This window comes from Pseudomonas sp. SST3 (genome assembly GCF_003325755.1).
The window spans coordinates 24681-41239 of record NZ_QORI02000014.1; the positions used below are offsets into that span (position 1 = coordinate 24681).

Annotated in this window: 12 protein-coding genes and 1 pseudogene; 4 read left to right on the forward strand and 9 right to left on the reverse strand. The window is 60.0% G+C overall.

The features are described 5' to 3' along the window. Nucleotides 1–635 precede the first annotated feature (635 nt). The 4 genes from DQ405_RS15320 to DQ405_RS15335 all read right to left on the reverse strand — a co-directional run bounded on the left by DQ405_RS15320 (nt 636) and on the right by DQ405_RS15335 (nt 5799). Nucleotides 636–1730 carry a DUF1513 domain-containing protein gene (locus DQ405_RS15320; RefSeq protein ID WP_168425012.1) on the reverse strand — a complete coding sequence of 365 codons (1095 nt, stop codon included), beginning with the start codon at nt 1728–1730 and terminating at the stop codon, nt 636–638. Nucleotides 1731–1732: 2 nt separating this feature from the next. Then, on the reverse strand, nt 1733–2806 hold the full coding sequence (locus DQ405_RS15325; protein ID WP_168425013.1) for an imelysin family protein: 1074 nt from the start codon (nt 2804–2806) through the stop codon (nt 1733–1735). A gap of 42 nt (nt 2807–2848) precedes the next feature. Next, nucleotides 2849–4264, reverse strand: coding sequence for a di-heme oxidoreductase family protein (locus DQ405_RS15330; protein ID WP_168425014.1), 1416 nt, complete (start codon nt 4262–4264; stop codon nt 2849–2851). Nucleotides 4265–4440: 176 nt separating this feature from the next. Beyond that, a complete protein-coding gene (locus tag DQ405_RS15335) occupies nt 4441–5799 on the reverse strand; it encodes an imelysin family protein (protein WP_168425015.1) in 1359 nt (452 codons plus the stop codon). Nucleotides 5800–5988: 189 nt separating this feature from the next. On the opposite strand from DQ405_RS15335, the gene DQ405_RS15340 reads away from it, so the two are divergent. Both DQ405_RS15340 and DQ405_RS15345 read left to right on the forward strand, forming a co-directional pair. Beyond that, nucleotides 5989–6561 carry a LemA family protein gene (locus DQ405_RS15340; RefSeq protein ID WP_168425016.1) on the forward strand — a complete coding sequence of 191 codons (573 nt, stop codon included), beginning with the start codon at nt 5989–5991 and terminating at the stop codon, nt 6559–6561. A gap of 42 nt (nt 6562–6603) precedes the next feature. Further along, nucleotides 6604–7449: a hypothetical protein gene (locus DQ405_RS15345; RefSeq protein ID WP_168425090.1), complete on the forward strand. Its 846-nt coding sequence runs from the start codon at nt 6604–6606 to the stop codon at nt 7447–7449. A 50-nt stretch (nt 7450–7499) separates the two neighbouring features. Here the strand turns inward: DQ405_RS15345 and DQ405_RS15350 are convergent, their stop codons facing one another. The 4 genes from DQ405_RS15350 to DQ405_RS15365 form a co-directional block, all read right to left on the reverse strand. Further along, complete coding sequence (locus DQ405_RS15350; RefSeq protein ID WP_168425017.1) at nt 7500–8900, reverse strand: sensor domain-containing protein; 1401 nt, start codon at nt 8898–8900, stop codon at nt 7500–7502. A 121-nt stretch (nt 8901–9021) separates the two neighbouring features. Next, nucleotides 9022–9705: a spermidine synthase gene (locus DQ405_RS15355; RefSeq protein WP_168425018.1), complete on the reverse strand. Its 684-nt coding sequence runs from the start codon at nt 9703–9705 to the stop codon at nt 9022–9024. 51 nt (nt 9706–9756) lie between these two features. Further along, nucleotides 9757–11817 (reverse strand): putative bifunctional diguanylate cyclase/phosphodiesterase, encoded by a 2061-nt coding sequence (locus DQ405_RS15360; protein ID WP_178114126.1) that lies wholly within the window; start codon nt 11815–11817, stop codon nt 9757–9759. 194 nt (nt 11818–12011) lie between these two features. After that, nucleotides 12012–12635 carry a TetR/AcrR family transcriptional regulator gene (locus DQ405_RS15365; RefSeq protein ID WP_168425019.1) on the reverse strand — a complete coding sequence of 208 codons (624 nt, stop codon included), beginning with the start codon at nt 12633–12635 and terminating at the stop codon, nt 12012–12014. A 269-nt stretch (nt 12636–12904) separates the two neighbouring features. Here DQ405_RS15365 and DQ405_RS15370 point away from each other — a divergent pair, with 269 nt between their 5' ends. Next, nucleotides 12905–13723, forward strand: coding sequence for a substrate-binding periplasmic protein (locus DQ405_RS15370; RefSeq protein ID WP_168425020.1), 819 nt, complete (start codon nt 12905–12907; stop codon nt 13721–13723). On the opposite strand, the gene DQ405_RS15375 is transcribed toward DQ405_RS15370, so the two are convergent. After that, nucleotides 13720–15198 (reverse strand): sensor domain-containing diguanylate cyclase, encoded by a 1479-nt coding sequence (locus tag DQ405_RS15375; protein ID WP_168425021.1) that lies wholly within the window; start codon nt 15196–15198, stop codon nt 13720–13722. The two genes, DQ405_RS15370 and DQ405_RS15375, sit on opposite strands and share 4 nt — an antisense overlap. A gap of 268 nt (nt 15199–15466) precedes the next feature. Between DQ405_RS15375 and DQ405_RS28575 the strand changes: the two are divergent. Continuing rightward, nucleotides 15467–16495 (forward strand): annotated as a pseudogene (locus DQ405_RS28575) (HAMP domain-containing protein); the annotation flags it as partial. Nucleotides 16496–16559: the final 64 nt, after the last annotated feature.

Genomic DNA, 16559 nt, shown 5'->3' on the forward strand with positions numbered 1-16559 from the left:
CTCGCAACTCGGCGACCAGCGCGCTGAGCTGTTCGCTGGTGGCGCGATCGATGCCCTTGACCGCAGCGTCTCCCGCGAACGGGTCATAGCCAGCGGCAATATATGCATCGCGACCGGCGCGATAGGCGATGCCGAGACTGCGGTGCTCTTTGCGCAACTCCTGGACCTGATTGGCTACGGCGGCGTCCCGCTTGCTCAACTGCTGCACCAGCGTGCCGAGCAGGTCCTGCACCTTGTTTTCCTGGGCTTCGAAGCTTCCCCAGTATTTTGCAAGGCTGTCGGGATTCTTGCCACGCAACAGGACGTTCTTCCATTCCTGCACCTGCACCTTGAATTCAAGGTTGGTTTCATCAATCAGGCGCGACGCCTCGATCGGACCTTTCAGCAATTTCTGGTAAGCGGATATGTCATCGGACAAAAAGGAAAAGCTGGCGAGCGCAATTGCCAGCATCAGTAGCAGGCTGCCGCCGATCAACGCCAACAGCTGAGCGCGCAGGGATTTTTTCAGAAACATCAGAGCGTTCTCGCATCGAATGGGAGCGCTTGCGTTCGGTCGCAAGTATGAACCGAACGCTCAGACAATTGACCGATCGGTCAGCTGTTATCGACGAACCGATTCGATACTTGAGAGATTTTCAGACCAGTCGCAAATGGTTGTCCCAGAGCCCTGCCGGCAACTGCAGCGGGGTACTGACAAAGCGCTTGCCCATGCAATCGACGAGTCTGCAGCGCCCCTGACCGGAACTCACTACGAAGCCCTGCTCGACCGCAGCGACACCGGCGCAGTCTGCCAAGTGGATCTCATCGCGCAGCTCGGCGCTGTCCAGGTCCCAGACGAAAACCTTGTTGCCGCGCGGCGCGGTTACGGCCAGCAGACGCAGGCTGTCGTGTATGGCCAGGCTCGCGGTGTATTGATTCATGGTCTGGCGTTGCGCCTCGCCCAAGGGGAATGCCTGGAACGGTTGGCCGGGACGTTTGATTGCCAGCAGCGGTACGCGGTCCATGGGGTCGCCTTCGTATTGCTGGCCGGACACTACCGTACCGTCGGCTGCTACGGCGAGATGGCGCACGCTGTTCATCTGCTCGGGCAGCTGCTCCTTGCTGATCAGCGTGCCGTCACGATGCAGTAACACCAGGCTTGGCTCCATGGCGTCAAGGTTCATCATTTCGCGACTGTCGGCTTCGGTGCGGATGCCACCGTTGGCGACTACCAGCGTCTCGCCATCCGGCATCCAGAGCAGCTGATGCGGGCCTACGCCATGGGTCGAATGTTCTTTGGCGCGGACCATCCGGCGCGCTTCGACGCGATAGACGCCAAGCACGCCGCGGCCGGCATCGGCGGTATCGTTCTCGGTGGTATAGAACCATTCGCCGCTGGCGTGAAATACGCCGTGGCCATAGAAATGTCGATTGAGGGGCGAGGCCAGCACTTGTAGCAACGTGCCGTCACGGCTGTCGATCAGATAGCTCTCACGGCTCGGCCGGCGTCCGACGAACACGGCTATCGGCAGGTGTGGGTGGGCATAGACATCATGGCAGCGCTCGCTGACAGGGGTGGCGAATACACGCGTTCCATCGAGCCGGTAGCCCACCGCGTAGTGACGACCATCAGCATCATCGCGCGCGGAAAGCAGCAAAGGGTGCTCGGTGTTTCGGGTAAGCGTCCAGCCGCCGACGGCGGTCGCTGCGACCACGGCACTACCTAGGCCGAGAAAGGCACGGCGCTTCATGATCAATCTCCGTCGTGGGCGTTGAAGCCGATCTGTACCCCCAGCGCCCGCGCCAGTTCGTTCTGGTGCAGGCGGTGCAAGACGTCGATCTCCTGGTACAGCTCATCCAGCCGTGCGCGTCCGGCTTCATCTGCGATCAGCTCGCTGAACGGCAGCATGATGTCGGCCAGGTGTTGGCGAGATGTGGCGTAGGCGACATCGATGCGCTTGATCAGCTCGGTTTGCTCACCGGGGATGAGCTGCTTGAGGCCATTATCATCGCTGCCTTGCCAGAGCTTCTGAGCACCAGCGAGGGCTGCATCGATGCTGCCAAGCGTGGCATCGCTGCGCCAGGCCTCGGCCTGGAAGGGCTGCGGGAAGCCCTTGCTCTGGCGGCCCAGCGGGGCGCCGAGCTTTTTCTTCAAGCCATCCAGCGCGGTGACCTGCACGCGCAGCAGATCGGCGATCGCTTCCTGCGAATCGGCGTAGCGCTCATTGGGAAACTCGCTCAGTTGCGCGGCCATGCCGTCTTCGCCTTCCCACTCCTGCAGGATGTTCGCGGCGAGCTTCTGCTGGTGCTCTCCGATTGCTTCCAGCAGCTGGCAGTAACGCGCCTTGACCTGGCTGTCGCCGAGGTCGACTGCTTTGTCGTAGAGCACATACTCATATGCCGAAAGGCCCTGCAGAACGACACTACCGTCCTCCAGGTCGGCCTGGGTCAGCTCGGGCTTGTTCTTCAGCAGGGCAGTGACCTGACGCCCCACCAGGTTTTTCTTGTCCGGCCAGAACTGCACCTGCCAGGCCCGGTTGCCTTCGCCCATCGGGCCGATCAGCAATGGCTGCAAGCCCGCCCAGGCAAACTGCGCCTGCAGGAAGGCTTCACGCGCAACATCGAGCTCTTCGTTTCCGGCGCAGAAAGCGATGCTGCTGGCGGCCATGCGTCGGTTGGTTTCGGCCCATTGGGTATAGGTCGGAAGCAGGACTTCATCGGCCAGCGTCTTGCTGGTTTCCGCGAGTGGATCGGATGGCGCGCAGGCACCGAGCAGCAGGCCCAGTGCGGTGGCGGTGACGGCTGAAAGATAACGATCGGTGTACATATTGTTCCTCGGCAAGGCCGGACCGCGCTGGCTGGTCCGATGCTAGAGTGATTCGAGAAAGGCCAGCAGGGCGCTGCGCTCGTTGCTGTCGAAGCCGAGCACTGACTGCTTGGCCTGTTCCGCTTCGCCGCCGTGCCAAAGTATGGCTTCGAGCAGATTGCGGGCACGTCCGTCATGCAGGAATTGGGTATGGCCGCTCACCGTTTCGGTCATGCCGATGCCCCACAGTGGTGGCGTGCGCCACTCACTGCCGCTGGCCTCGAATTCGGGGCGATGGTCGGCAAGCCCTTCTCCCATGTCATGCAGCAGCAGATCGGAGTAGGGGCGAATGATCTGATTGGCCTGTTCCGGTTCTGCGGCCTCGCCCGTGGTGAATGCCGGCACATGGCAGCTCTGGCATCCGGCTTGGTGGAATAGGGTCTTGCCTGCAAGTACTTGCGGATCGTCGACGTTGCGCCGCGCCGGTACGCCAAGGTTGCGGGTATAGAACAGTACCAATCCTAGAATGTTGTCGCTGACTTCAGGGTCGCCGCCGTGAGGCATGGCACGACAGTCCTGCTGTCTTTCGGTGCAGCTGCTGCCTGTGAAAATGCTGGTGGTAAGTCCCATGTCGTTAAAGAAAGCGTCGGCGTTCTGCTGGTTCAGATTCGGTTGTCCGGCCTTCCAGCCAAAGCGGCCGATCGCTTTTTCACGTGTGCTTTGGTCGAAAACTCTGTTGGGGCGCCCGGAAATCCCATTGCCATCGCGGTCGTCCGGATCGGCGTTGGCCAGCAGCGCGGATTCTGGAATCGCCTCCAGCAACCCGAGGCCAATCATGGCCGGCGCCACCCTGACGGAGAACTGAGTATCCGGATGCATCGGGCCGTAGCCCAACTCGGTTATGTCCAGCTGCGGGACTCGCAGCTCGACTTCAAAACCGTCGGCGAAGCGCTCGGTCCGCGTACCATAGCTGAGCCGGACCTTACCTTCGGGTGCCACGCCGGGAATCGCCATATCCTGCAACTGGCCACCGTATGTGGGCTCCGGCGCGATGCCTCGCTGCCTGACGACTTCAGCGTGCTCGGCGCCAGCAGGAATCGATAGCCGCACCAGCATCGACACGGCATTGCCGCGCTCGTCTTGTGCCGGACGACCACGCCCATCCTTGATGTGACAGCTCTGGCAGGCGTTGGTGTTGAGCAGCGGCCCGAGCCCATCGCGAGCGGTGGTAGAGGCGGGGGCGATGACCCAGGGATTACGAAAAAAGCTGTTGCCGACACTGAAGTCCAGTCGGCGCACCGGCGACAGATTGGCTGATGGCATCGAAAAGGCGTTCTGATCGAATTTCATCACCGTGGCGTCGCCCGCGGACAATGCCTCTCCTGGCTCGGCCTGTGTGAAGAGCGGCGTCTGCTCTCCGCAGCCGGCCAGGCCAAAGGCCAGGAGCAAGACAGTAGCGGAGCGAAAAAGCGGGTGCATCGAGTAATACCAGTGCCGTAACAGGGCGGCAATCTTAGCAGGCTAATGGAGCCTGAATAAGAGGGATTTGCATTTAACAGTATGCTTGCTGGTCGAACGAGCGCCAAACGCAGTCGTTGAGCCGTAAATAGAGAGGGCGGCATTGCGCCGCCCTCTCTCGTCGTCGCGAACGCGGCTCAGAACTGATGATCGGCCGTGTCCGGGTTCAGATCGCTGATGCCCAACGCGGCAGCGGCTTTCTCGATGGCTGCGGTCTGTTGTACCAGCGCGGCGATCGCAGCACGGACCTTTTCCTGGCCCTCGCTATTATCGGGACCGATCAACTGATCGAAGGCTTCGCCGTCTTCTGCGCTAGTGACCAGCACTTGTAGCTTGGCTTCGGTGGTTTCCAGGTCGGTTTTCAGCGTGCTGTTGAGTTGCGGGTCGGTGCCTTCGACCAGCGATGCCAGGCTCGGGCCGCTGAGCGTGCTGCCGTCCACGCGCTGATACTCGCCGAGGTAGACGTTACGGATGCCTTTGGCGTTATAGAAGTGCGAGTTATGCGTGTTGTCGCTGAAGCAATCGTGCTCGTCTTCTGGAGAGTTGGCTTCCAGAGCGACCTTCATGCGTTCGCCGGCTAGCTCGCCGAGCGACAGGCTGCCCATGCCGAAGAACATCTTGCGCAGGCCGTTCTCGGCGGACTCGCTTTCGAGGCTGGCGCGGTAGTTGTCAGCGACGCCGGCTTTCCACTCGCCGACCATCTCTTCCAGGTCACTGACCAGCAGTTCGGTGGCGGCTTTCAGATAGGTACGGCGACGGTCGCAATTATCGCCGGTGCAGCCTTCGCCTTCGATGAAGTCACTGACGGGGCGCTCGCCGGCGCCGGCGTTGGTACCGTTGAGGTCCTGACCCCAGAGCAGGAACTCGATGGCGTGGTAGCCGGTGGCGACGTTCGCCTCCGAACCGGCCAACTCGTTCAGGCTGGCCAGCTTCTCGCCGGTGATTTCGCTGACGTCGACCTTGTCCTCACCAATCTGCAGTTCCTTGTTGGCGATGATATTAGCGGTAGCGCCAGGGTTGCCGAGTGCATGCTGATAATCACCCTTGACGTAGTCGATCATGCCTTCGTCCAGTGGCCAGGCGTTGAGCTGACCTTCCCAGTCGTCGACCACCGGGTTGCCGAAGCGGAACACTTCGCTCTGCATGTAGGGAACACGCGCGGCCAGCCAGGCGTCCTTGGCCGCCTGCAGGGTTTCCTCGGTCGGATTGGCGAGCAGGGCATCGACTGCTTTCTGAAGTTCCAGTGCGGTGCTGTGCGCATCGCTGAAGATGGCGTGAGCCATGTCCGCGTAATGCTTGACCACAGCCTGCGCGGCTTCATTGTTAACGGCATCGGCCGCGGTTTCTGTCGCTGGCGCGCTCGCTGCCGGCTCGCTTTGGGTGGTGGTTTGAGGCGCGGCAGCCTGGCTGGCTGGCTCTTTGTCTTCGCCGCAACCAGCGAGTGAAATGGCAACAGCCAAGAGGCTGGCGGTGGCCCAGACGGGAGTGCGTAGCATGGCGGGTTCCTTTGCTTGCAGGGTGGTATGAGCTGTTCAGCAGCGAAGCTGCGACAAACTGATGCAGACCATAATGCGAAAGATTTGCATTTTGTGCAAAGAAATTGCGTGGAACAGGTCGCGTATCCCGTTGGCAGCAGCCGCTAGAATGCCGTCTTTGAAGCCCGGACATCTTACGAGGATGCCTTGATGAGCCTGAGCGCGGTTTTTGCGTGTGTACTGCTGTTTCTTGCCGCGGCTTATGCCGTGATCCTCTATAACGGGCTGGTACGCCTCAAGCACGGCGTGAGCAAGGCCTGGTCGAATATCGACGTGCTGCTGCGTCAGCGCCACGAGGAATTGCCCAAGCTGGTGGAGACCTGCAAGCAGTACATGCAGCATGAGCGCAGTACGTTGGAACAGGTCGTCCTGGCGCGTAATGCGGTAGCTGCAGCACGTGACAAGGGCGATGTCGGTGCGCTGGGGAAAGCCGAAACCGGCCTTCGTGCCGGTCTGGGCCAATTGTTCGCGCTGGCGGAAAACTATCCGCAGCTGCGCGCGAACGAGAGCTTCCGCCACCTGCAGCAGCGCATCAGCGGTCTGGAGAGCGGTATCGCGGATCGGCGCGAGTTGTACAACGAATCGGTCAATCTGAATAACGTGCGCATCGAGCAATTCCCCGATGTGCTGTTGGCGCGCGCGTTCGGGTTTCGTGATGCGCCGTTGCTGCAGTTCAGCGAGGCGGAAAAGGCGGATATCGACCTCAAGCCATTGTTCGGTTGAGCGGGGAACCGATCGGTGTTTCTAACCGCCGCGGGCGTGGCTATGTGCCTGGTGGGCGGCTGGTTGTGGATCAGCCGCTGGTCGAAGATGCGCCATTTGCTGGACACGCCTACTTCGAGAATCCGCTCGGCGGCGCAAGGTTACGTCGAACTGGCTGGTGTGCTGCGCAGCCTTCCAGACGTGCCGCCAGTGTTGGCGCCGCTGACGGCCAAACCTTGTCTATGGTGGCGCTACCGCATCGAGGAGTATCGATCTGGCGGTAAGCGCAGCAATTGGCGAGTGATCGAGCAGGGCTGCAGTGAGGGGCTGCTACGGCTATCGGATGCGACCGGCGACTGCCTGATCGATCCTCGCGGCGCCGAAGTGCTGCCGGCCCGGCGCGATTGTTGGACCGGCGACCTGCGCCACCCCCGAGGCATGCCATCCGGCGGCGCCATGGCATGGCTAACGGGGCATCGCCAATATCGCTATAGAGAAGAACGTTTGCACGCCGACGAGCCGCTGTATGCCATTGGTGATTTTCGGACGACAGGAAGCGATCGGCAGGGCCGCGATCTGCCGGCTGCCCTGGGTCAGGTCGTACGGGAATGGAAGGAAGATTATGCTAGGCAGCTGCGGCGTTTCGACAAAAATGGTGATGGCCAGCTCGATCAGGCGGAGTGGAGTCGTGTGCGTCTTGCAGCGGGACTTGAAGCGGAACAGCGCCATCGTCTCGCCGGTACGCTCCCTGCGCAGCACCGACTGATGCGCCCCGGCGAGGGTTTGCCGTTTGTGTTGTCCAGTCACGGCGAGGAGGTTCTCGCGCGACGCTATCGCTGGCACGCCGCTGGCGGCGCTGCGCTATGTCTTCTCGGCGCGACCTTGATGACGTCTCTGTGGGTGGGATAGAGGCATGATGCCCTCGGCGTGCGATGGGGCGCTCGGCGATAAACGTCGTTTCAAACGGTTTTTTCGCTAATGGCTGGGTCGATCGGTGCATGGTCATGCGTAGCTGGCCGCGGCGTTCGCCCGGCCATGGCTTGACCTGGCTTCGCTTGGTACATCGCCTCATCGGCATGCTTGAGCAAGGACGTTTCGTCAGTGCCGTTCTCAGGAAAATGCGCGACTCCGATACTCGGCTGAATCACCAGACTCATTTCCGCCAGCTCGACCGGAGCTTGCATTGCCGCGCGAATGTTGCTGATCACGACCGCCGTATCGGCTTCTGACGGGCTGCTTTCCAGTAGCACGACGAACTCGTCGCCGCCCATCCGTGCAACCGTATCCGCCTCCCGGGTGTTATGTGCGAGCCTGCCGGCGAAGGCTTGCAGCAGCAGATCGCCGACGCTGTGACCGTGACAATCATTTACCTGTTTGAAGTTGTTCAGGTCCAGGTAGAGCAGCGACAGGCGCTCACCGTTGCGCCGCGCACGCGCCAATGCTGTTTTCAGCCGGGCAAAGAGGAAGGCTCGATTGGGCAGACCGGTAAGTTCGTCATACTGCGCCATCCGCTCGAGACGTGCCTGCAGCTGCTTGCGTTCGATAGCCGTGGCGACCTGGTTGGCGACGAACTGCAGCAGGTCCCTGTCCTGCTCGCGATACGTCGTCTTCCGCGCGGCATCGTTGAGCAGCAACGCGCCGAGGCTGCCTTGACGGGTGTATAGCGGCGCAGCCAGCCAGCAGTACCGGTGGGTATCAACGATCGCTCCGGGCACGGCGCAGCCTTCGTCACTGTTGGCCATCCACAGCAGCGCCTGCCCGGTATCAGTGACCTCCGCGCAAAGCGCTGCCGCTGATTCGAGAGCCAGCCCGGTACCGTCATCGGTTTTGTAGTAGGGGAAACTTGGCCTGTCCTGGTCGGGGGCATTCAAGGCCACGAAAAAGCTGGACGCCGGGATCAGCTTGCCGACGATCAGATGAATCTGTTCGAACAGCGAGGCCAGGTCGGCCGTGCTGTGGGCCGCCTCGGATATCGCATAGACCGCCGCTTGCCGAGATTCGGCATGCTTGCGCTGGGTGATGTCGCGCGCGACGCCTATGCGCAGTTGGTCGTTTTCGGACCAGCGGGCCGACCACATGATTTCGACCGGCAGGCCATCCTTGCGGATGTAGCGGTTCTCGAAATGCAGGCTGAGCTGGCCCGCCATCACCAACTTCGCTGCCTGCAGTGTGCGCTCGCGATCTTCCGGCGCGACCATGTCCATCATCGCCCGGCCAATCATTTCGTCCGGGGTGTACCCGAAAATCCGTTCGCATGCAGCGCTGACATAGACAAAGCGGCCAGCGGCGTCGACAACACAGACCGCATCAAGCATGAGGTCCAGAACGGTAGCCAAGGAAGGGCGATTCTCTGTTTTCATCGTGCGTACCAGTGAGAGCTGCACGGACAACAATCGGAGCGGACACTGATTCGAGTGTAGCGGAGGCAGTCCAGCGTCGCTCAGAATAGTGGCTTTATGGCATCGATTAGCTGAAGCGTGATCAGGAGCGCTTTTCGGCGATCCAGATGGTATGGCGTGTCCCTCGATTACCATGAGCGAAGACCTGAACTTCCTCGGCCTTGAAGCCCGACTTGTTCAGTCGCTGGGAGAATGCGCGGTCGGCGCTGGCCGACCATACTGCAAGCAGGCCGTTGGGGCGCAGTGCACGGGCGCAGGTGTCGAGTCCGGTTGACGAATACAGCCAGCTGTTGCTCTTGCGGGTCAGCCCTTCAGGGCCGTTGTCGACATCGAGCATGATGGCATCGAAGCCTTGCGGTTCGTTCTTCAGCACGTCGGCAACATCGCTGCGAAGCACCCGAGTACGTGGGTCGGTAATGGGCATGCCGGCCTTCTCGCCCAGTGGGCCGCGGTTCCAGTCGATTACGCCGGGTACCAGCTCAGCGACTTGAACCTCGGCGTCATCTCCTAGCTGTTTGAGTGCCGATGCGAGGGTAAACCCCATTCCCAATCCACCGATCAGTACACGTGCCTTTGGACGATGGGCGATGCTTTTGCAGGGGATCTCCCCCAGGGCATCCTCGGAACCGTGGGTGCGGGTGTTCATGAGCTGATTGCCACTGCCTCCCTGAATCTTGATGACAAAGTCGTCACCATAGGTAAACAAGCAGAGGGCGCCGCCGTCGTCTGGGATTTGGGCGGTGTCGATCAGTTCAAAACGCTTCATGCGTATCGCTCGTGGCAGGCGGTAGGTGAGGGCGGCGCGATGGCTGCCGCGTTATAGCGTTTCCGAATTGAGTCTGTGCTCGAAACGTAGCGATTGCTGTAGCAGGACGGCCAGTTCATTGGCCGGCAAGGGCTTGCTGTAGTAGTAGCCCTGGCCTTCATTGCAGCCTTCTTCGATGAGATAGCGTTCCTGTTCGGCCGTTTCCACGCCCTCGGCGATTACCAGCATGCCGAGGCTTCTGCCCAGTTGGATGATGGCGCGGACGATGGTGGTATCGCCCTCATCCGACGACATATCGCGGACGAAGCTCTTGTCGATCTTGATCTTGTCCAGCGGCAGGCTTTTCAGATAGCTGAGCGAGGAATAGCCTGTGCCGAAATCGTCGATCGCGATCAGCGCGCCGGAGCGGCGCAAGCTGTGCAGGTTATGCGTGGCGGCTCCGATGTCTTCCATCAACCCTGTTTCGGTCACTTCGAGCTCAAGCGTTTCTGGCGGCAGGTGGTGAGTACTGAGCAGCGTGCTGATCATCTCTGGCAGTTCGGCGTGATGCAGTTGCACCGTGGACAGGTTGACGGCCATGCGCAAGTCACTGAACCCTTGCTGATGCCATTCGCGCAGCTGCCGGCAGGCCTGATCCAAAACCCACTTGCCGATGGCGATGATGCTGCCGTTCTGCTCGGCCAACGGGATGAAAATGTCTGGCGGAACCATCTTCCCGCTTGGGTGGGACCAGCGCAACAGCGCCTCGACGCCGGTGATGCGTTTCAATCGATAGTCGATCTGCGGCTGGTAAACCAGATGGAACTCGTTTCGTTTGATTGCTTCGGCCAGATCGTTCTGCAATTCCCGGCGCGTTCGCATCTCGCTGTCGATACTTGCCACATAAAACTGGTAGCGGTTACGCGAGCGGTTCTTCGCCAGGGTCATGGTCTGTTCGGCTTTCTGCAGCAGCTTCTCGGTGTTGCCGCCATCTTCCGGATACAATGTGATACCGATGGTGGCGCGCAGACGTATGTTCTGCTGATCGAGGATCACCGGCCGCTCCAGATCGTCGAGTACTTTTTGCGCCAGCTCGGCCGCCTCGTAAGGTTGTTCGAAGCCGAACAGCACCAGCACGAACTGATCCCCACCCAGACGAGCAAGAGCTCCGACACGACCGCTCAAGCTGCGTAGGCGATCGGCCAGCGCGACGAGCAAGCGATCGCCGTTCTGGTAGCTGAACTGCTCATTCACGCCCTTGAAATCATCCAGCCCGAGACAGAGCACGGCCACTCGGCGCTGCAGGCGGGCAGCCTCGCCGAGAATGTTATCCAGCTGCTGTTGGAGTTGTAGACGGTTGGGCAAGCCGGTGAGCGAATCGTACTGGGTCATGCGTTGCAGGTTGCTTTCCGCTGCATGACGCAACTGCATGTTGTGTTCGATGGAGGCGAGCAGGCGATTGGCGGTTTGGACCCAGAGCCCCAGCTCATTTCGCTCGTGCCCCCTTGGCATCGGCAATGAATGCTCGCCGGGGCGGCCAGGATTAATACGCGAAAGATGGTCGATCAGCTTGGTCAGCGGCCGCGTCAGCAGCCACTCGTAGATCAGGTAGAGCAACAGGCCCAGCACCAGGGCGCGGAGAATGCCAACGATGAAGATCACCACGGAGTCGTTGACGAATTCCTGTCCGTACGGCGCGGTATCGAGTGTGATGCGAAGGTCACCGTAATACTCGTTGTACGGTGGGCGACCGATCAACGGGATCGAAAATTCCTGATCGCGCCCGAGTATAGGGTCGGTCAACCAGCGTGACGGTAGTGACATGAGCGGGCGGGACTTGTGAGCAAGCGGCTCGTCGCCTGGATGGCCTATCGACGCCTTGCGAATCGACTCGTGCTGAAACAGACCTTCCATGACCTGAGCACCCATCTCCCGGTCCAGGCTATAGATCGCCTGGGTGGAGGGATCGCGCGTCATACGCAGGATTCGTTGCGCCTCGGCATTAATTAGCTGACGTGTCTTGTACGCGTCGAACACGATCTGAGCACAGCTTAGTACCAGTCCAACGGCAAGCGCTGACAGCAGAACGATGCGGAGCAGCTTTCGTGACAGGCTGTTGCGCAATGCGGTCAAAAGAATTTCCTTTTTCCGAGCGGATGCCCAGCGCAAGTATTAGTCGTCATAGATCGGGCGTCAAAGGCGCGGTGACGCTTATAGGCAAAACGTTATCAGAACGATGGCTTGCATGGAGCACCTTCCGTCGAGCCTTCCTGCCGTGCGAAGCATGCTCCAAAGTACGATGCTAGACGGGCTGAAGCCATGTCGGCTCAGGTGGCCGCCGATGCTTCCTTGACTTCGCAGCCCTTGATGACCATACGAATGATCGTTTCGGCGGCCGCTTCGTAATCGGCATCATTCAGTGTGGCCTTGCCCGTCACGGTGGAAATCTGCCAGTCGAAATCGGCGTAGGTCTGGGTCGCAGCCCAGATGCTGAACATCAGATGATTGGGGTCGACCTTCGCCATTAACCCTTGATCGATCCAGTGCTGGATGCGAGCCACGTTGTGACTGGCCTGCGCGTTCAGCTGCGCAGCCCGCTCGGCGGGTAAATGTGGCGCGCCATGCATGATCTCGCTGGCAAATACCTTGGAGGCACAGGCGTGCTCCCGCGAGATGCGGATCTTGGTGCGGATGTAGGCCCGTAGCACATCGGCCGGCTCGCCAGGTTGATTGAACGGCTCGGAGGCGTGCAGCAGCGGCTCGACGATGCTGTCGAGCACCTCGCGGTAGAGGTTTTCCTTGCTCTTGAAATAGTAATAGACGTTGGGCTTGGGTAGCCCGGCGCGGTGAGCGATATCGCTGGTCTTGCTGGCGGCGAAGCCCTTCTCGGCGAACTCTTCGCTGGCAGCACGCAGGATCAGTTCTTTGTTGCGCTCGCGGATACTGGACATAGGGCCTGTTCGATTCACGACCACCTAGCCTGGTGGCCCGCCGCGGCATGCTAGCACCGGCATCTCGTCTCTCTCAAGGCGTCGTGGTGTGCGTGGCATGTATCGCAATTGCGGATATTTTGTATACAAAAAGTGAAGGCATTCTGATACTGTTTTTTAACTGCGCAGTTGCTTCGTTGCCCGAAGAGGCAAGGTCGGATTGCTGAAGCATGTCATTGACACAGCTGCGCGTGCGTGGCGGCAACCAACAAAAACTACAAGGGGTTCCCATGAAGCGAGTTCTCGCTAGCGTATTGTTCATGTGTCCATTCCACGCCTTCGCCCAGCAGACCTATATTGTGGGCGTCGAGGCCGCCTCCTTCCTGCCCCATTACAGTGTGGATGCCGAGGGCAACTACAAGGGTTTCGCGCGGGACTTGCTCGATATGTTCGCCGAGCAGATTGGCGTGCGGCTCGCCTACAAACCTCTGCCTGCAGACGGTTTGTTACCGGCGCTGCTCGAAGGCGAAGTGGATTTCAAATATCCCGACAATCCCAACTGGGCTGCTCCTGCGAAGGCGGGCTACCAGCTGTATTACAGCCAGCCGGCGGTCGATATCGTCGACGGGGTGATGGTTGCGCCGCGACGGGTAGGGCTTGGGCTCGAGCAGCTCAGGCGTCTGGCGGTGGTGGATGGCTGGACGCCCTGGGGCTACGAGGCGCGCATCAAGACCAACCAGATGCTGTTGGTAAGCAGCGATGATCTGCCACACATGATGCGTCAGGCTCTGCTCAAAGATGCTGACGGTGCCTATTACAACATCGTGGTGGCGACGTATTATTTGGACAACATACGCGCAAAGCCCGGAGCGCTGGTATTCGATCCGGATCTTCCGCATACCCGCAGTACTTACAATCTCTCGAGTATCAAACATCCTGAGCTGATGCAGCGCTTTGACCAGTTTCTCAGTGCACGTCAAACGGACATCGCCGCCCTCAAGGCCAAGTATCGGGTGGAGGGAAACCTGTCGTCAGAGTACGTCGGCCTGGAGCAATGGAAGATCGACTTCCTCGAGCGTCAGAAGGCCAAGAAGGCTGCAGGGGGCTAGTGTGGCAAGTCCTGCGGGGCAGACACCGCGGCCAGGCAAACGCGGTTGCGCCCTTCGCTCTTGGCGCGATACAGCGCCAAGTCTGCATTGTGCAGAAGGCTGTCCAGGCTGCCCTCTGGCTGTAGCTGGGCGACGCCGATACTGACCGTGACGTGTAGCGCCGTTCCGTTGAGATCGAAGGTTTCGGCTTCGGTGTGCTTGCGAATCTTTTCCGCCAAGGCCAGCGCGACGTCGAGGCCTGTGTCCTTGAACATAACGACGAATTCCTCGCCGCCCCAGCGCGACACGACATCCGCCTGGCGAAGCTGCCGAGCCAATAGCCCGGCGAAACTGCGCAGCAGGAAATCACCGCCTAGGTGACCGTGGGTGTCGTTGAAGGTCTTGAAGTGATCCAGATCCATGATCAACACACATAAACTGCTGTGCTGGCGACGAGCTTCGACCAAGGCCTGTTCGGCGACCAGGCCGAAGCCGCGGCGGTTGAGCAGTTCGGTCAGAGCGTCGTGAGTTGCCATGGCTTCGATGCGCTGCAGATAGCGCCGACTGATCAGGCCCACCACACCGAGTACCGTCGCGGTGACGCTGAAGCAGATCAGCAAGTTGACCCAGAGCGTGCGCCGCACCGGGGCCATGACACCGCTTTCCTGTTTGTCGACCATCAGGTACCAGTTCAGCTCGGGGAGGTAGCGAATATTGATGAAGTGCTGTTCGCCCTCGCTCTGATACTGGAACGCGCCGGGTCGCAGCTTCGGCAGTTTTGCGTTGAGGTCAGCTAACGCTGCGATGTCGTCCAGGTGAGCTCCACGAGCCGCGCCGGCTGGCCCGCCCTGACTGCCCGTTGCGGCTATGCGGCGTTGACTGTCGACAAAGTAAATGTTGCGTTGGTAACGCCGCTGATAGTTATCCACCAGTTCGAGGACCCGCGTTAGCGTCAGGCCGACCCCGGCCACGCCGAGGAAGCGACCATCGGCTGCGGTCATCCGATAATTGATGAACATGGTCATCCGCCGGACATCCACCACGACCTCCCATTGCGTGCCGCTTTCTTCGAAGCGGTAGAACCAGCCATGCGCAGGATTGTCCGGCTGCATCTGCTGGGTTTCATTGTCGGCGTAGTAAGTCTGCGAACGATCAGAAACGAAAAACACTGTAGACGCGTTGTAGCGCTGCTTGATGGCCTGCAAATAGCGGGTGATTAGTGATTCATTGCGTTCGCCCTGTTCGACCCAATCGAGGACGAAGGGGTCTTCAGCCATAGCCGATGAAACCTGGACAAGGCGTACCAGATCTTTCTGGATTTCAGAGGAAATGACGTCCGCGGTCAGGGGTAGCTCGGTGTTGATGATGCTGTTGCGGATCGTCTCGCGCGAGGCGTAGTAGCTGCCGAATGTGGTCAGGATAAAGCCCAGCCCGATGATCAGGCCCAGCAGTGCGAGCAGAGTTGATTGCTGGAGCTTCAAAGTCGGCAAAGGCATCGGTTACTCCGGCCAGGGTCAATTGGCTCACACCAGGCAGTTTGCCCTCGTGCCTCAGCATAAAGCTTAACCCGCCAATCGCCCACCCGTCGGGCAGTAGCTCAAGATCGAGTGCGCTTGGCCGCTACGTTGATGAAACGTGCAGCCTCATAAATGTATGCACAATGCCATCGCTATTGTGTACGGTAGTGATGCGAAGATTAATACAAAAAAGGATCGCAGCATGTCTTTCTTACGGCGTAGTATTCAGTGGCAACTGATTGTGAGTATGGGAGCAGCTCTCCTAACTAGCGTCTTGATCGTAATTCTTGTTTATTCCGCTGCGGTCAACCGGCTCGCGGAGCGCTACCTTGTAGGCGAGGCCCTGCCGGCGAATATCAGCACGATTCGCAACGACATCGAACGCACCTTGGCGGCGCCGATTACCGCTGCCGCCGGTATCGCAGGTAACACGCTGGTGCAGGAGTGGCTGAGCAACGGCGAAAGTCCGGAACTGGGCGCGGCGATGGGGCGCTATCTCGACGGCGTGAAAACCCAGCAGAATGCGCTGACCACCTCCATTGCCGTGCTCGATAGTGGCAACTATTACTCCGAGACAGGTCTGTCTCGCACCCTGCAGCGCAGTGCGCCGGGTGAGAGCTGGTTCTACAGCTTGATCGACAGCGGTATCGATCGCCGTTTCGAGATCGATATCGACAAGACTTCCCGGCTGCCGACATTGTTCATCAATCAGCGCATCACGGCCGGTGGCAAGACCCTTGGGGTTGCCGGACTGGGTTACAGCCTGAAAAGCATGTCCGAGCTGATCAGCAACTTCCGTTTTGGCGAACGAGGCGAGGTGTACCTGATCGATGGTGGTGGCCGGGTCAAGGTTCATCCGCGTACCGAGCACAACGATCGCACCGATTTGAGCGCGCTGATTGGCGAAGACGCCGCGAGACGGCTGCTGGCCGGAGAACAGGAAACCGTAAGGTTCGAGCGCGATGGCGAAGCCTTCCTGGCATTGGCGCAACCGCTGGCCAGCCTGAACTGGGTACTGGTCAGTACGGTTCCGGAAGCTGAGATTTTCGCTGAAGCACGAAGAACGCTCTGGACCATCAGCCTGATCGCGGCCTGTATCGCTCTGTTCTGTCTGGGGCTGGTAGTGCTGCTGGCGCGTGGGCTGGTGAAGCCGATCCGCCAGGTGACTGCAGCGCTGGTGGAGATTGGCGGTGGTGGCGGTGACCTGACTCGCCGTCTGGACGAGAGCCGTGCCGATGAGTTGGGTGATCTTGCGCGTGGTTTCAACCGCTTTATTGGCAGCCTGCGGGGTCTTATTGGCGACGTGCTGAATACCAGTCAGCAGTTGCGTGCCGCGGTAG

Excerpts from the sequence above, each read along its gene's own strand:
- DQ405_RS15330 (WP_168425014.1), bottom strand. The coding sequence starts at position 4,264 with ATGCACCCGCTTTTTCGCTCCGCTACTGTCTTGCTCCTGGCCTTTGGC.
- DQ405_RS15345 (WP_168425090.1), top strand. The coding sequence starts at position 6,604 with ATGTGCCTGGTGGGCGGCTGGTTGTGGATCAGCCGCTGGTCGAAGATG.
- DQ405_RS15365 (WP_168425019.1), bottom strand. The coding sequence starts at position 12,635 with ATGTCCAGTATCCGCGAGCGCAACAAAGAACTGATCCTGCGTGCTGCC.
- DQ405_RS15335 (WP_168425015.1), bottom strand. The coding sequence starts at position 5,799 with ATGCTACGCACTCCCGTCTGGGCCACCGCCAGCCTCTTGGCTGTTGCC.
- DQ405_RS15355 (WP_168425018.1), bottom strand. The coding sequence starts at position 9,705 with ATGAAGCGTTTTGAACTGATCGACACCGCCCAAATCCCAGACGACGGC.
- DQ405_RS15375 (WP_168425021.1), bottom strand. The coding sequence starts at position 15,198 with ATGCCTTTGCCGACTTTGAAGCTCCAGCAATCAACTCTGCTCGCACTG.
- DQ405_RS15350 (WP_168425017.1), bottom strand. The coding sequence starts at position 8,900 with ATGAAAACAGAGAATCGCCCTTCCTTGGCTACCGTTCTGGACCTCATG.
- DQ405_RS15320 (WP_168425012.1), bottom strand. The coding sequence starts at position 1,730 with ATGAAGCGCCGTGCCTTTCTCGGCCTAGGTAGTGCCGTGGTCGCAGCG.
- DQ405_RS15340 (WP_168425016.1), top strand. The coding sequence starts at position 5,989 with ATGAGCCTGAGCGCGGTTTTTGCGTGTGTACTGCTGTTTCTTGCCGCG.
- DQ405_RS15370 (WP_168425020.1), top strand. The coding sequence starts at position 12,905 with ATGAAGCGAGTTCTCGCTAGCGTATTGTTCATGTGTCCATTCCACGCC.
- DQ405_RS15325 (WP_168425013.1), bottom strand. The coding sequence starts at position 2,806 with ATGTACACCGATCGTTATCTTTCAGCCGTCACCGCCACCGCACTGGGC.